Here is a 17,728-nt window from a genome sequence, read left to right on the forward strand (position 1 = left end):
CATGAATCAGACCTCACCTTCTTCTCAACCGACTCCTGATTCTTCTCGGAAGATGCTGCAAGCGCTCAAGCAAATGCGGGGCAAACTTGAAGCGTTAACTCAGGCACAAACGGAACCCATGGCTATTATTGGTCTCGGTTGTCGGTTTCCGGGAGGAGCCAAGGATAGTGCGACCTATTGGCATCTTTTGGAGCAAGGGATTGATGCCATTTCCGAAGTGCCCGGCGATCGCTGGAACTTGGAAGACTACTACGATCCAGAGGGCGGAAAACCGGGGAAAACCTACACGAAAGAAGGCGGGTTTATTGAAAATGTCGATCGATTTGACCCCCACTTTTTCCGTATTTCCCCCAGAGATGCGGTAGGCTTAGACCCTCAGCAACGCATCCTTTTAGAAGTGACCTGGGAGAGCCTAGAAAATGCTGGAGTAACCCTAGAACACCTGCGACATAGCCAAACAGGTGTGTATATGGGCATCTGCACCGATGATTATGCCAGCTTGAGAATTCAATACCAAGAGCAAGGAGGAACCGATGAATCATCGGGTTTGGGCATGGGACGCAGTATTGGAGTGGGGCGAATTTCCCATTTTTTAGGGCTGCAAGGGCCCAATATCCAACTGGATACGGCCTGTTCTACCTCTTTAGTTGCCATCCATCTAGCCTGCCAAAGTTTGCGATCGCGAGAATCGAATTTAGCCTTAGCCGGTGGGGTCAACCTCATTTTATCCCCCACCAGTACCATTGGTCGCTGCCAACTGAATATGCTCTCTCGCGACGGACGCTGCAAAACCTTTGATGCGTCTGCCGATGGCTATGGACAGGGCGAAGGCTGTGGAGTGGTCGTCTTAAAACGACTCTCAGATGCCCTAGCTGATGGAGACTTTATCTGGGGGTTAATTCGAGGCTCGGCCATTAATCATGATGGTCCGAGTAGCGGGATGACGGTTCCCAGCCGTATGGCGCAAAAGAAAGTCATTCAAGAGGCTCTCAAAAGTGCCAAATTAAGCCCTCATCAAGTCAGTTATGTGGAAACCCATGGTACGGGAACTTCCTTGGGCGACCCGATTGAAATTGAAGCGTTATCGGCGATTTATGGTAAAAATCGCTCTCAAGAAAACCCCTTGACGATCGGTTCAGTGAAAACCAATTTTGGCCATTTAGAAGCTGCCGCCGGAGTTGCTGCATTAATTAAAGTTATTTTATCTCTTCAGCACCGCCAAATTCCACCTCATCTCCATATCCAACAACCTAATCCTCATATAGATTGGGATCGTTTACCGTTGAAAATTCCCCAGTCTCTTCTAGATTGGGAAACTGAAAGTGAACCGAGAATTGCAGGGATTAGTTCCTTTGGAGCCAGTGGCACAAATGCCCATATTCTCGTAGAAGAAACGCCCGTTAAACAACCGGAAAAATCGGAAGCTGAAGACAGTTCAGAACCGCCGGTTCAGCTCTTAACTCTTTCAACCAAAACGCCAAAGGCACTGGGTGAATTAGTCCATTCTTATCAAGATTATCTGTCCACTTATCCAGAACTCGATCTGGCAAATTTGGCTTATACTACTCATTTAGGTAGAAGTCATTTTAATCATCGATTAGCGCTGATTACATCAAGTCATTCAGCCTTGCAGCAGCAATTGCACAGCTATCTCTTAGAGCCAGCAGAAGCGATCGCGGTCTATGGTGCAGAGGTATCAACCAGCACAGAACCCCCTGAAATCGCCTTTTTATTTACGGGTCAAGGTTCCCAATATGTCAACATGGGTCGGCAATTGTACGAGAGTTCGCCCGTTTTTCGGGAGGCGATCGCCCAGTGCAACACCATTCTCGGTTATGAATTAGACCGCCCTCTCCTGGAAATCCTCTACCCAGACTCAGAGGCAGAACCCTCCCCACTCCTCGATCGAACCGCCTATACTCAACCCGCCCTCTTTGCTCTAGAATACGCTCTATTTAAACTGTGGCAATCCTGGGGAATTCAACCCAGAGTTGTTATGGGTCACAGTGTGGGAGAATACGTCGCCGCTTGTGTTGCTGGAGTCTTCAGTTTAGAAGACGGCTTAAGGTTAATGGCTGCCCGGGGTCGATTGATTCAAAACTTACCGCAAAATGGCTTAATGGCGGCGGTTAAAGCCTCTGAATCTGACCTGCGTCCCCGACTACTTCCTTACCAAAAACAAGCAGCCATTGCCGCCATTAATGGTCCAGAAAGTGTGGTTATTTCTGGGGAAAAAACGATCCTAAAAGACATTGTGGAGCAACTGGAATCTGAAGGCATCAAGACCCAAAATTTGCCCATTTCCCATGCCTTCCATTCTCCTCTGATAGAACCCATTTTGGCTGAGTTTAGAGCAGTTGCCCAACAGATCGCGTACCATCCGCCCCAAATTCCTTTCGTATCTAATGTGACTGGAGAACAAGCCGGGGAGGCGATCGCCACAGCCCACTACTGGGTCGATCATCTGCGCCAACCCGTGAAGTTTGCATCTGCCATGACCGCAATGCAAGATTATCCCATCTTCCTAGAACTTGGGCCCAAACCCATCCTCTTAGGAATGGGGCGATCGTGTGTGTCTGACGATCGAGGGATGTGGTTACCCTCCCTGCGTCCGGGGATAGGAGACTGGCAACAAATGTTATCCAGTTTAGGACAACTGTACACCCAAGGAGTCGAGATCGACTGGTCGGGGTTTCACCACCAACAGAAACGCCACAAAGTGTTCTTACCCACCTATCCCTTTCAGAGACAGCGCTATTGGTTAGAACAGCCGAAATCCGCCCCCCACCAGCCCTCTTGGGGATCTTTGGGTTCCCCCCAGGAGCTTTCTGCCTTGACCGAACGATTGCAGAAAAAGGGGTCTCTTTCCGAAACTGAGTTGAAACTGATGCCCAAACTGCTAGAACTTCTGGCGCAAGAGGCAAACGAAACCAGCGATCGCCCCCCCATTTTAGAAGAATGTTATGGTGTGCAATGGCGCTGTAGGGCGTGCTTTGGCTCTCGATTTTCCGGGGAGAATCTCCAGTCTCCCCCAATCCTACAAGCCCAGTTAGTTCCTCAGCTTTCTGAACTGGCAAATCGCCCGGCGTTACAAGGTTATGACAAAATTCCCTTGCAGTTAGAACACTTAGCTAGGGAGTATATTGTGCAGGCTTTGCAAACCCTAGGTTGGTGTTATGAATCAGGAGAATCGTTCTCTTTAGAACAGCTCGCGGCACAGTTGGGGATTATCCCAGCTCATCATCGATTGCTTAAGCGCCTGTTGGTGTCTTTAGAAGAAGCCCAAATTCTGCATCAAACAGCAGAAGAATGGGAAACTTTGAAATCCTTACCACCCGTTAGTCCTAGCTCAACCTATCAAACGTTGCGCGATCGCTATCCTCAAGCCATCGCTGAATTCAGCTTACTCCATCGCTGTGCCTCCCAACTCAGCTCCGTTTTACAAGGAACTCAAGACCCCGTACAACTGGTGTTTCCAGAAGGAGATCTAACCAGTGCAACCCAACTGTACCAAGACTCTCCCGTATCTCAGGCGATGAATAGCTTAGTGCAACAGGCGATCGCCAGCCTCCTAGAAACCCTCCCTCCCAGTCAAGGCATACGCATCCTAGAAATCGGTGCGGGAACTGGAGGCACAACCAGCGCCATTCTCCCCACTCTCCCTCCCAGTCAAATCCAATATACCTTTACAGACTTAGGCCCCCTATTTCTCACCAAAGCCAAAGAAAAATTCTCCGACTATCCCTTCATCACCTATCAAACCCTTGACATTGAACAAAACCCAGCATCCCAAGGATTCCCCAATCATCACTATGACCTGATTATCGCTGCCAACGTTCTCCATGCCACCTCGAATATTCGCCACACTCTCACCCATGTGCGCCAACTCTTAGCCCCCGGTGGACTCCTCCTGTTACTCGAAGCAACCGAACCTCAACAGTGGGTGGATCTGATCTTCGGATTATTAGAGGGATGGTGGAAATTTAGCGATACGGAATACCGACGAGATCATCCCCTATTGAACAGACATCAGTGGCAACACCTGCTACAAGAAACGGGCTTTACTCCGGTTTCCTCCCTTCCCCAAGAAGCAAAGGTTGATGACGTTTTATCTAAACAAGCTCTTATCCTCGCTCAAGCTGACTCTGAGCCGAGAAAACCAAACGTAACATCCCAGAGTTGGTTGATATTTGCCGATCGCACTGGAGTGGCGCAAACCCTAGCAGCTCAGTTAGAAGACCTCGCCGCTACCTGTATCTTAGTTGGCAGGGGAGACAACTACCAACGGATTGCCCCCAAACACTGGCAGATCGATCCCCATAACCCCCAAGACTTTAGGAAACTGATGGCAGAAGTGGCAATCGAATATCCACAATTATCAGGCATTGTCCAATGTTGGACCTTAGAACCCCCCACCGACTCCTACCTCAGCCTTGAAGATTTAAACCGCTTATCTGAGCTGGGCTGTGGGACAACCTTGTCCTTAGTGCAAGCCATCATCGAGCAAGAACGATTTTCACCCCAATTACAGATCGTCACCCAAGGCTCTCAATCTGCATTGCACCATGGAGGACAACCTCCTGGAATTGCCCAATCCTCCCTTTGGGGTATGGCTAAAGCCATCCGCTTAGAACATCCCGAACTCTCCTGTCGGGTGTTGGATCTAGACCCTCAAACTTCCCTAGAAGAGCAAGCGACAAGCCTTTTACAAGAACTTGGCTCATCTGACTCAGAAGACCAAGTGGTGTGGCGAGAACAAGTACGCTATGTCCCTCGGTTAGTGAAAACCTCGAGTGAGTCCACATCTGGACGGGTAAAACTGCGATCGGATGCCACCTATCTAATTACTGGAGGCTTAGGAGGATTAGGCTTGCTCGTAGCCGACTGGATGATTGAAAGAGGCGCTCAACACCTAGTGTTGGTCACTCGCCGTCCTGCCGATCCCGCAACACAAGCTAAATTAACCCAACTAGAGCAAAAAGGATGCTCTATCCGTGTTGAAATTGCTGATGTTGCCAACTTCGAGGCCATCCAAGCAGTGTTCAATACAATGACCCCATCATCCTATCCCCTTGCTGGCATTATTCATGCGGCGGGAATGCTCTCGGATGGCGTACTCAAAAACCAAACCTGGTCTAGCTTTGAAGCTGTTATGGCTCCTAAAGTCCAAGGGGCTTGGATCTTACATCAACTCACCCAACACCAATCCCTCGACTTTTTTGTCCTATTTTCCTCAGTCGGTTCTTTATTTGGTTCCCCCGGACAAGGTAACCATTCGGCTGCCAATGCTTTTCTGGATGCTTTAGCCCATTATCGACAAGGCATCGGATTACCTGGATTGAGTATCCATTGGGGAGCGGTTTCTCAAGTGGGAGAAGCCGCAGAGCGAGGTGCAGATGTGCGCGTCAAACAGAAAGGTATGGAGGCTCTGAGTCCAGATGAAGTGCTAAAAGCGCTAGAACATTGGATGGGTTCTGCACAAGCGGAGGTGGGAGTTGTTTCCATGGAGTGGGCAGCTTGGGAAGAGCAGGTGAGAACTTGGCCCTTTTTATCCGATTGGCAAAAGACTGACTCTTTAATTTCTGCGCCTTCAAAAGCTAGCATTCTACAACAGTTGGAAATGGCATTGCCTAGTGAGCGACAAGATCTCTTGATCGCCCATATTCGCCATCAAGTTGCCCAAGTTTTAGGGATTGAGAAGGTTGAGTCCATTAGTTTGAAGGAAGGCTTTTTTGATTTGGGAATGGATTCGCTCACCTCTGTGGAATTGAAGAATAAATTACAAACCAGTTTGGGCTGTTCCCTACCTTCTTCTTTGATGTTTGATTATCCAACGGTATCTGAGTTGGTGAATTACTTGGCAGGGCACGTTCTAGACTCAGAGGGCGATCGAGAGGAAGTCCCGACGACGGAGAAATTTGCTCCGCCTTGGGGTGAAAAAGGGAATCGAGGCGATCCAGATTTAGAGGAGGATTCTGATGAAGATGTTGAGCTTTCTTTACTAAATAAATTAGATCAATTGGGGTATTAGAACGATGAGTATCAATTCAGGAAAAAGCGAATCTGCCTTAAAACGAGCGCTTCGAGCTGTGGAAGATATGCAGTCTAAGTTGGAAGCAATGGATTATGCTCGTCGAGAGGCGATCGCGATTATTGGGATGGGTTGCCGTTTTCCTGGAGGGGTCTCTAGTCCGGAAACCTTCTGGCATCTGTTATCAGAAGGAACAGATGCCATTACCGAGATTCCCCAAGACCGGTGGAATATCGACGAGTATTATGACCCTGACCCGGAAGCTCCAGGAAAAATGTACACTCGCTATGGTGGATTTATTGAGGAATTAAAGGGATTCGATCCCGGCTTTTTTGGCATATCGGGTAAGGAAGCAACGTTCCTTGACCCTCAGCAGAGACTGCTCTTAGAAGTGGTGTGGGAATCGTTAGAACAGGCAGCGATTAATCCGGAACACCTAGAAAAAAGTTTAACTGGAGTATTTGTGGGCATTTCTGGCAATGACTATACCCAAATTGCTGGATCGAATATTGAAGAGATTAATCCCTATCTGGCCAGTGGAAATGCCCATAGTAGTGCATCGGGAAGGCTATCTTATGTTTTAGGATTAACGGGGCCGAATGTGGCCGTGGATACGGCATGTTCTTCTTCTTTGGTCGCGGTTCACTTGGCTTGTATGAGCTTGAGAAATCAAGAGTGTAATTTAGCTCTGGCTGGAGGAGTAAACCGATTGATTTCTCCTTTAACTCATATTAATCACTCCAGAGCGCGGATGCTTTCTGCCGATGGTCGATGCAAAGCATTTGACGATAGTGCAGATGGGTTTGTGCGCTCTGAGGGATGTGGAATGGTGGTACTAAAGCGGTTGTCAGATGCCGTGCGCGATCGCGATAACATTTTAGCAGTCATTCGAGGTACAGCCCTCAATCAAGATGGTCGAACCAGCGGGTTAACGGTACCCAACGGTCCCTCTCAGCAAGCCGTTATTCGCAAAGCGTTAGAAAATGGTCGGATCGATCCGTCTGAAGTCAGTTATATCGAAACTCATGGTACGGGAACTTCCCTGGGCGATCCGATTGAAGCAGGGGCATTAGGAGCGGTTTTTGGCTCAAGCCATTCTCCAGACGATCCCTTACGCATTGGCTCAGTAAAAACGAATTTTGGTCATGCAGAAGCAGCCGCTGGAATTGCGGGATTAATAAAAGTTGTTTTACAACTGCAACACCAAACGATTGTGCCTCATTTACACTGTCATCAACCCAGTTCTCAGATCGATTGGCAGCATTTTCCCCTGCAAATTCCGATGCAACTCACGCCTTGGAGTGTTGGGGATAAACAGCGTCGTCTGGCTGGAGTGAGTTCCTTTGGCTTTAGTGGCACGAATGCTCATCTCGTGGTAGAAGAAGCGCCAGTTTCCTTGACTGATACTCAGAAAGAAGAAGCTCAATCTCCTTATTCTGTGTTGACCTTATCAGCAAAGACTAAACCTGCCCTTCATAACCTGGTTCAGCGTTATCAAAATTATCTAGAAACTCATCCTGAATTAGAACTATCTGATATTGCCTATACAACCAATATTGGTCGCAGTCATTTGAATTATCGTTTGAGTTTGATCGCGTCTAATCGCTCAGAATTGAGTGAAAAATTGCGTCAATTCCCCAACCCAGAAGGAATGGGAGTGTTGGTCGGAGAAGGTACAAGGGGGGGAATTTCACCTAAAATTGTCTTCCTATTTACCGGTCAAGGTTCCCAATTTCTGCATATGGGTCAATCCTTGTATGAAACTCAGCTAGTATTTCGCCAAGCTTGTGAGGAATGCGACCAAATTCTTCGAGATGAGTTGGACGATTCGATTCTGGATATCATCTCTGGAAAGTTAAGCAAGGGGAAGGAGGATTCATTATTAAATCAAACCGCTTATACTCAACCTGCTTTATTTGTCATTGAATATGCGCTGTGCCAATTATGGCAATCCTGGGGAGTTCAACCTCAAGGGGTGATGGGTCATAGTGTAGGCGAATATGTGGCGGCAACGGTTGCTGGAGTGCTGAGTTTAGCAGAGGGTTTGAAGCTGATTGCTGCACGGGGACGATTGATGCAACAGTTACCCTCTGGTGGGGGCATGATTTCTGTTATGGCATCGGAGTCTAAGGTACGAGAGGTGATTTCCCCTTATGCAGAACAGGTAGCCATTGCGGCAATTAATGGGCCGGAGAGTGTGGTGATTTCGGGTGAGAATGAAGCGTTACAAGCGATCGCCACCACTCTAGAATCAGAAGGAATAAAAACAAAGCCGTTAGTCGTCTCCCATGCCTTCCATTCCCCATTGATGGAGCCAATGTTAAATGAATTTGCGGCAATTGCCCGTCAGATTCAGTACAAAAAACCACAACTGCCCCTCGTTTCCAATGTCACAGGAAAACGGGCAGACCTCAGTATAACCACCCCTGAATATTGGGTCAACCACGTGCGGCAACCGGTACGATTTGCTGACAGTATGCAGACTTTATATCAAGAAGGGTATGAGATTTTCCTCGAAATTGGCCCGAAACCCCTATTGCTAGGTATGGGACGGCAATGTTTGCCCCCAGATTGGGGAATTTGGCTCCCTTCTTTACGTCCTGGAGTAGAAGATGGGCAACAAATGCTCTCGAGTTTAGCTCAGTTGTATATCCGAGGCATAGAGGTGGATTGGTTGGGGGTTCATCAAGACTCTGCACGCCAAAAAGTAGCACTGCCGACTTATCCCTTTGAACGACAAAATTATTGGATTGAGGTCAAAGAAGAAAAGCGCGATCGCTCCAATCTAGCTTCAAGTCCCATTTTGAATCTGATCGATCGAGGGGAGGTGCAAGACTTAATCGAGGAACTCAATTTAGCCGCTATTTTTAGTGCAGAAGAAGCGGAAGTTCTGCCGAAAGTGTTAAGTCTCTTGATTGATAGGCATCAGAACCATCTTCAGTTCAAAGGAAATATTGTTCATGATTATTATAATTCGGCGATCGCCCTCACTCAAGAGACAAGAGATACAGGAGCAGTGCAGCAGCGATCGCTACAGTTTCTGACGTTTGGTATTTTCCCAGAAGTTGTACCCGATTTTTCATGGGTTAAGCTCTGCGTTACTCCAGATCTGGAGCGCGATCCATTGTACCCGATGGCACTCAAAGCTCAAGAGAAACTCAGAGAACTCTGTTTTTCCCAAGTTGATTTTTCTGCCTGTCAAACCGTTTTAGATTTTGGCTGTGGCTATGGTTCAGATATCATTAGTCTGGGACAAAAACATCCTCATCTCCAATTAAATGGCTATACGATTTCGAGCGAACAAGCTAAATTTGCTATCCAACAAGTGAAGGGATATGGTTTAGAGCAGCAAATCAAAGTCTTTAATCGAGATAGCAGTCAAGACGAGTTCCCCAATCAATACGATCTTGTCTTTGGATTTGAAGTCGCCCATCATATTAAAGAAAAATCCAATTTATTCTCCAATATCAGCCGGCATATGTGCGAAAATGGCTGGTTAGTCCTGGCCGATTTTATCGCCCATGGAGAAGTCGATATCGATCATGAAGAAACCTCTTCTTATTTTATTACCAAACACCATTGGGTTGAGCAACTGTCCCAACACCAACTCCAACTTACTGGATTTATTGATGTGAGTCAGGAAATTGCCAATTTTCTCTATGCTCCAGATTTTGAAAAAATTCTGAATGAACTTTATGCAGAAAATCCAGATGATAATGTCAGAGCAGCGTTCCAATCTTATAATCAATTGGGTAAGTTACTAGAGAAAAACTTGGGAAGTTATGTGTTATTAACTGCGAGAAAGTGTGAAGCGCGATCCCTAGAAGAATTACGGTTATTGAACGAAGAGGCGTTTAATCATCCGGTGGTTTATTCAGAAATTGAACCGGAGGAGTGGCTGTATGAATTAAGTTGGGAGCCTAATGAAATCACTCCAAGTGATGGAGAACGAGCGCTTGTAGGAAAATGGTTGATCTTGGCCAATAAACCGGAACTTAGGCAACAATCAGCTCACTTTTTAAGCAATAGCTGTATTTGGGTCTCTCCTGGTCTAACGTATCAGCAATTAGAGGATCGAGATTACCAAATTAATCCCCAAGAACCCGATCATTTTCATCAATTACTCAAGGCAGTTAACAGACCTGAATCTCCTCTACAGGGAGTCATTCATCTTTGGAGTGTGCAAACTTCAATTGATGAGTTAGAAGCCTCTCAAGAACTCAGTTGTCTCAGTACTCTCTATCTGGTTCAAGCCTTAATTTCCCAAACGCAATGGTCTGGAAGATTACTCCTGGTGACTCAAGGCGCTCAAGCTGTAGATCGTGACGCTTGGGTGCAAAACCCCCAACAATCCTCTCTCTGGGGGTTAGGGAAGGCGATCGCCTTAGAACATCCAGAACTTCAGTGTCAATGTATTGATTTAGACCCAAAAATGGATGTATCACAATCCTTACCTTTTCTAGCCGCAGAATTGTGTCATCCAGAGGAGGAAAACCAAATTGCCTTTCGCAACCGTATCCGCTATGTTCCAAGGTTAGTTCACCGACGCAAGCACTCTGAATCTGAAGCTCAAACCTCCGTTACTTTACGCTCGAATGCCACTTATTTAATCACGGGAGGATTGGGAGGATTAGGGTTAAATGTAGCTCAATCCATGGTCAAACAAGGCGCAAAATCTCTCGTTCTTACTGGGCGTAATCTTCCATCTGCTCAAGCCCAAGAAACCATAACTCAACTCAAAGAAAATGGAGCGCAAGTTTCAGTGATGCAGGGAGATATTTCCCGACGGGAAGATGTTTCTCGAATTTTGGCTCAAATCGAGTCTTCTCTTCCTCCATTAAAAGGGATTGTCCATGCAGCAGGAGTCCTCGAAGATGGGGTCGTGCAAAATATGAGTAAGGCACAATTGACGAAAGTCATGGCTCCTAAAGTACAAGGTAGTTGGAATTTACATGAACTTAGTCAAAAGATGACCTTAGATTTCTGGATTTGCTTTTCTTCAATTGCTTCTTTATTCGGATCATTGGGTCAAGGTAACTATGCAGCAGCCAATGCATTTATGGATGGATTGGCTCACTATCGGCATGGGTTAGGATTACCTGGGTTAAGTATTAATTGGGGAGTGTGGGGTCAATCCGGAATGGCGGCTCGTTTATCCCAGGAACAGCAAGACCGAATTAAGATGAGCGGAATGGGCGTGATGTCACCCGAAAAAAGCTTGCAGGTGCTGTCGGAGTTATGGTCAGAAGCAAGCGGACAAATGGCTGTATTTTCTGTTAATTGGTCTGAGATTTTTGCAACCCTTCCGTCTGGGGTAAACCTGCCAGTCTTACAAAAATTTGAGTCAGGACGTTCAACTCTAGAACCCGAACTTTCTTTATTGGAGTCCTTAAAATCTGCATCAGCACCGGAACAAAAAACGCTCCTCATTGATTATCTACAGCATCAAGTGGCACGAGTTCTAGAAATGCCGGTGACTCAAATGGATATCCATCAATCTCTAACGATGATGGGGGTTGATTCTTTGATGGCAGTTGAATTACGGAATCGATTTAATACTCAATTAAAAGTTGATATCCCCATTACTCGGTTTATCGAAGGGGCAAGTATTGCTACTTTGTCGGTTGAGATCGAGGAGCAAGTTTTTGCGGACGTTGACTTGGGCGATCGTCCCTTCTCCGATCCGATCGCCGATAACTCTGTTAATCGTATACAAGGAACCCTATGAACTTAGTTGCATTTCTTCAAGATCTCTCAATTCAAGGCTGGAAAATTTGGTCAGACAATGGAGGATTGTCCTATGATGCTCCTGGCGATCGCTCCATTGATGCTGTATTAGCTCAACTCAAAGAACACAAAGAGGAAATTCTACGCTTACTCCAGGAAAATCCAGGCATTTTGCAGGTTTATCCCCTGTCCTATAGCCAACAAGCCATGTGGTTTTTATGGCAATTAGCCCCGGAGAGTCATGCCTTTAATTCATCCTTAGCCCTGCGCATCTGTTCAAAGGTCGATGTGGTAGCCTTACATCAGACCTTTCAAACCTTGCTTGAACGCTACCCGATATGGCGTACTATTTTTCCTCAACAAGGTCAAGAACCGATTCAACAGGTATTAGAGGATCGGCATATCGATTTTCAGCCAATTGAGAGTTCAACGCTAACGGAAGAACAGCTTAAAGCTCAAGTCATTGCCGCCCATCGAGAAGCGTTCGATCTGCAACAAGGGCCCATTGTTCGGGTTCGATTATTTACTCGTGATGAAAACGATCGTGTTCTCTTAGTTACCACTCACCACATTGCGAATGATGTTTGGTCGATTGATATTTTACTGCAAGAATTGCCACAAATCTATCAAAGTATACAAGAAGGAGTCCAGGACACCCTGCCTCAGATTCAATACTCGTATTTGGATTATGTACGTTGGCAACGCAACCTCTTAGCCAGCGATCGCGGCGAAAAACTGTGGAACTACTGGCATCAGAAACTAGCTGGTACAAATTGTATACTGCCTCTGCCTTGCGATCGGCCTCGACCGCTTCAACAAACCTATAATGGCACATATCATCTGTTTACCCTTTCCGAAGACCTAAGCACACAACTCCAGGAACTCGCTCAACAAGAAAGTTCTACCCTATACATGGTTTTGCTGGCTGCTTATCAGGTTTTACTTTATCGTTATACCCAACAAGATGACATTTTAGTCGGATCGCCTACATCCGGTAGAACCCAACCGGAATTTGCACCCATATTTGGCTATTTTACCAATCCAGTTGTGATGAAAGCAAATTGCTCTGGAAATTTGTCGTTTCGACAATTTCTAGCGCAAGTTAAACAGACGGTTTTAGAAGCACTAGCTCATCAAGATTTCCCCTTTTCTTTGCTCGTCGAACGATTACAAGACTCCCGCGATCCGAGTCGTCCTCCCATTTTTCAAACGATGTTCGCCTTACATAAGCTTCAGCAATCTCAATCCTTTCAAAACTTTATGTTGAGGGAAGATAAAACCTTGAACAATTGGGGAGGATTGGCCGTTAAGCCCTTTGATATTCCTATGGCTGAAGGGCAATTTGATTTAACCTTAGAAATAACAAAAATAGAATCATCTTTGATCGGCATCCAAAAATATAATACGGATTTATTTTATCCAGAAGCTATTGGACGGATGGTGGGTCATTTCCAGGTGTTGTTAGAAGGAATGGTCACTAATCCAGATTGTAAACTGTCTCAGTTCCCTCTACTTACAGAAACTGAAAAACAAGACCTGATCAACCTCAGTCACGATCCCGCTAAAAATGAAGGTTTTGATTCCTCCCCAATTCATATTTTAGATCCTTTTGGGCAACGGGTTCCCCTAGGAATTGAAGGAGAGCTGTATACTAGCGATCGCTCTTTGAGTTCTGAGGAGTCCAAGTCTCTCGATCATCCAGAATTGGGTCGTTTATACTCAACTGGAGAATGGGGAAAACGCTGGGGGAATGGGACTTTAGAACGACTGGGAGAGGTGAAACGGATCGTCTCGGTTAAAGGACGAAGAGTAAACCTGCAAGCTGTAGAAGAAGCCCTACGCTCCCTCGCGGACATTCAGCAGTGTTCTGTATGCGGCGATCGCCAAGGAGAGTTAGTGGCTTATATCGTGCCCTCTAATCCCCTATCCCTATCATCTATTGAGTTACAGATTAAGTCTGAGCTACCCGTAGAGCTTCAACCCTCTGTCTGTATTCCTGTGGTAGCCTTGCCTTACACTCAGCAGGGTAAGATTGACGCAGATCGTTTAGCGCAGTTAGAGGCGATCGATTCTGAGTTGGTTGAACAGTGGCAAGAACAACTAGAGAAAATTTCGAGTATCGAACAAGCTGCTGTAGTCATAGAACCGAAAAAATTTGCGCCTCCATCTCCCCTCCATTTATGGGATCTTCTACCGGAAGATAACTTATCTATTTCTGAACCAGACGCATCTTCTGCGATCGATCGGCTATCGTCATCTAAAAACAGTCATTCCAGCCTTAATCTCCCTGCAATGAGTGAGGGCGGAGAATTACAGTTTCCAGAACAAGCCCCTCAAAACTTATCTGAAGCCTTGATTCAAGCCGCACAAAATCCTTCAGATACAGGACTCATTTACCTGAATGCGGATGGCTCGGAAGAAAGACAATCTTATACTCAGTTACTGCACCAGGCACAATGCATTTTAACCGGCTTGAAAAAACTGGGTTTGAAGCCTCAAGACAAAGTCATTTTTCAGCTCGAAAACGCTCAAGATTTTATTCCAGCATTTTGGGGATGTGTGTTAGGAGGAATTATTCCTGCTCCCTTATCGTTTCCAGTGAATTCTGATTGGAGTAAATTACATAATACTTGGGAATTATTAGAATCTCCTTTAGTCCTAACCACACGAAATCATGCAACAAACTTAAAAACCTGGGCACAAGATCTAAATTTATCTGGTTTTGAAGTAGCTACCTTAGATCGCCTAAAAAATGCCCCACCGGATTCTGACTATTATCCAAGTCAACTCGATCAGTTAGCCTTACTCATTCTAACATCAGGCAGCACCGGAAAACCCAAGGGCGTTATGCTCACCCATGGAAATATCCTGAGCCGCAGTGAAGGATCAAAACGTTGCCATGACTATAGTTCAACAGATGTTTCTCTCAATTGGTTTCCTTTAGATCATGTGGTCGGTTTAGTCATGTTCCATATCCGAGATGTATATCTCGGTTGTCAGCAAATTCAAGCCCATATTAACGTGGTGCTCAATCGTCCTGTAACCTGGATAGATTGGTTAGAGAAATATCAGGTTACCGTAACTTGGGCCCCAAACTTTGCTTATGGTTTGATTAATGCACAATCTGAAGCAATTGAGCAAGGTCATTGGGATTTATCTTCTGTGCGCCATATGATTAATGGGGGGGAAGCGATCGTTGATAAGACAGCACGACAGTTTATGCAATTACTGACTCCGCACCAATTGATAAAAACAGCAATGAAACCGGCTTGGGGCATGTCAGAAACGAGTTCAGGGGTCGTATTTTCCAAGGATTATACTTGGGACGGAGAACGGGAAGATACGCCTTTTATCGATCTCGGACTTCCTATTTCTGGAGTTTCTCTAAGAATTGTCAATGAGCAGAACAACCTCCTTGAAGAAGGAGAAATTGGTCAGATTCAAATTCAAGGGGTGACCGTCACTCAAGGGTATTATAACAATCCAGAGAAACAAGAAGAAGCGTTTACTCAAGACGGTTGGTTTAAAACGGGAGATTTAGGTTTTCTTCAAGAGGGTCGGTTAACGATTACAGGAAGACAGAAAGATGTGATTATTATTAATGGGATTAACTATTATAGTCATGAAATTGAAGCGGTCGTTGAAGAGTTGGAAGAGGTGGAAGTTTCCTATACCGCCGCTTGTGGAGTTCGTCAATGGCAAGATGATAGCGATCGGTTAGCTGTGTTTTTTAGTCCCAAGCACCTGAGCGATTTAGAGCAAAGACAACTGTTGAAACAAATTCGGACTCAAGCGATCCAATCGATGGGAATTAATCCAGATTTTTTGATTCCGGTTCATTCAGAAACGATTCCGAAGACGGCTATTGGTAAAATTCAGCGATCGCAGTTAAAACAGCGTTTTGAAGCGGGAGAGTTTAAGCCGATCTTAAAACAGGTCGATTTGCTGCTTGAAAATCAGAACACGCTACCCAATTGGTTTTATCGGCAAACTTGGCAACCCAAAGCAGTAGAAGGGGTTCATCTTCAGCCCCACAAGGGTTTAACACTCATCTTTTTTGAGGGTGAAGGATTAGCCCGTGGGTTAGCAGAGCAATTGACGAAACATCATCAATCCTATATCCAAGTCATTGCCGGTTCTGAGTTTACTCAAATCGATGAACGGTGCTATTCTATTGCTCCCGATCGCCCAGAGCATTATCAGCAACTGCTAGAGTCTATATCCGTTCAGGATTGTCCGATTGCTCAAATCATTCATCTAGGGCAATATCGCACTCAAACCCAAGAGATTAGCAGCACGGAGGAATTAGAAGCAGCACAAGAGCAAGGATTATATAGCCTCTTGTTTCTCTCTCAAGCTCTGGAAAAAAATGGAAATCTAGACCAGCCCCTACCGTTGTTTTGGGTCACAAGTTTGACTCAAAGGGTAGAGGCAAGCGATCGCATTGCTCCTGAAAAGGCAACCGTTTTAGGGTTGCTGAAAACTCTACCTCAAGAAATCCCTGGATTCGCTTGTCGCCATATCGATCTATCGGTAACCGACACTGAAGAAGAGCAGAAAACCGATTTGTGGCAAGAACTCTGTACGGTTTGTCCAGATGTGGAAATTGCGTATCGCCATGGGCAACGATATACTTCCGGCTTGCAAGTTTTCCCTTGGAACGGGGAATCTAAACCTCAACTCCCCTTTAAACCCGGAGGCACTTATCTCCTCAGTGGTGGATTAGGTGGCATCGGGGTAACAGTTGCTCAGTATCTTTTACGGACTTATCACGCTCGACTCTTATTGGTGGGGCGCACCCCTTTACCATTACTCACCCCTGAAAAACAGGACACTTATCAACAGTTACAAACGTTGCCAGGAGAAGTCATTTATCAGGCGGTTGATATTGCTAATGGGCAACAGGTGCAACAAGCGGTTAATTCGGCGATCGCTCTATGGGGAAGTCCACTCGATGGCGTAATTCATCTGGCAGGAACCCTACAGGAAAAACCAGTCTTGTCCGAAACTCAAGCGAGCGTGGCTGAGGTATTGCGTCCCAAAGTTTTAGGAACGTGGGTGTTACATCAACTGGTTAAAGATCGTCCAAATAGTATATTTATTCACTTTGCTTCGGTGAATGGATTTTTAGGGGGATCGACGGTAGGAGCTTATGCTGCCGCGAATAGTTTTCAAGGGGCATTTAGCGAATATCAAAATGCCCAAACTCCCGTGCAAAGTTATGGCTTGGCATGGAGTATGTGGGATGAAATCGGCATGAGTCAAGGCTACCAGATGAAAGAACTGAGTCAGGCAAAAGGATATTGTGCGATCGCCCCTTCTCAAGGATTGACTTCTCTCCTAGCGACTCTGTCTCAACCTCCCGGCTATTGGTTAATTGGACTCGACTCCACCAAACCCTATATCCAGTATTTGCTCTCTAACTGTCAGAATTTACAACAGTTAACCGCCTATTTTACATCCGGGAAAAAATGGGCCGTCAATCCATGGCAAGATCTACAAGTGCGCGATCGCGTAGGAACCCTTACCCACTGTGAAGGCGTACAACTCGAAGAAATGCCCTTAACAGAAACCGGTGATATCGATCTTCGGCAACTGCTGGGGAGCAACTTGAATTCCAAAGACCCCCAAAATCAACAGCCGCGTACCCCCACAGAACATCAACTGGTGCAAATTTTTGAAGCCGTCCTCAAGGTTTCTCCCGTAGGAATTTATGATAACTTCTTTGAATTAGGCGGCCATTCCCTACTGGCAACTCAGTTAGTCTCCCGTATCTGCCAAACCTTTGAAATTGATATTCCTTTAACCCTAGTCTTTCAAAGCTCCACTCTTCTGGAACTCGCTGAACGAATTGACGGCATTCGCACATTACTCGTCGATGCCCAAATCAATCCCACTGAAGATTTACAACCCGGTGAAGAAGAAATCGAATTATAACCCCATTGAGATGATTTACTCCTGTTCAATTAC

The 17,728-nt window shown here is 45.9% G+C and carries 3 protein-coding genes; all 3 read left to right on the top strand.

From position 1 onward, the window contains the following. Position 1 precedes the first annotated feature (1 nt). Genes J7545_RS03815 through J7545_RS03825 form a run of 3 tightly spaced genes read left to right on the top strand, consistent with a single transcriptional unit; the run spans position 2 to position 17,695 of the window. A complete protein-coding gene (locus J7545_RS03815) occupies positions 2-6,031 on the top strand; it encodes a type I polyketide synthase (protein WP_318719157.1) in 6,030 nt (2,009 codons plus the stop codon). 4 nt (positions 6,032-6,035) lie between these two features. Next, entirely contained in the window at positions 6,036-11,759 is a 5,724-nt protein-coding gene (locus tag J7545_RS03820; RefSeq protein WP_318719159.1) for a type I polyketide synthase, read from the top strand. Further along, positions 11,756-17,695 (top strand): SDR family NAD(P)-dependent oxidoreductase, encoded by a 5,940-nt coding sequence (locus tag J7545_RS03825; RefSeq protein WP_318700741.1) that lies wholly within the window; start codon positions 11,756-11,758, stop codon positions 17,693-17,695. The genes J7545_RS03820 and J7545_RS03825 overlap by 4 nt, the downstream gene beginning before the upstream one ends. Positions 17,696-17,728 lie beyond the last annotated feature (33 nt).

The organism is Roseofilum sp. SBFL, assembly GCF_017746885.1.
In the GTDB taxonomy this organism is placed as follows: domain Bacteria; phylum Cyanobacteriota; class Cyanobacteriia; order Cyanobacteriales; family Desertifilaceae; genus Roseofilum.

What these genes read in the sequence shown, in the direction of transcription:
- J7545_RS03815 (WP_318719157.1), top strand. Translation starts at nt 2, where the DNA reads ATGAATCAGACCTCACCTTCTTCTCAACCGACTCCTGATTCTTCTCGG.
- J7545_RS03820 (WP_318719159.1), top strand. Translation starts at nt 6,036, where the DNA reads ATGAGTATCAATTCAGGAAAAAGCGAATCTGCCTTAAAACGAGCGCTT.
- J7545_RS03825 (WP_318700741.1), top strand. Translation starts at nt 11,756, where the DNA reads ATGAACTTAGTTGCATTTCTTCAAGATCTCTCAATTCAAGGCTGGAAA.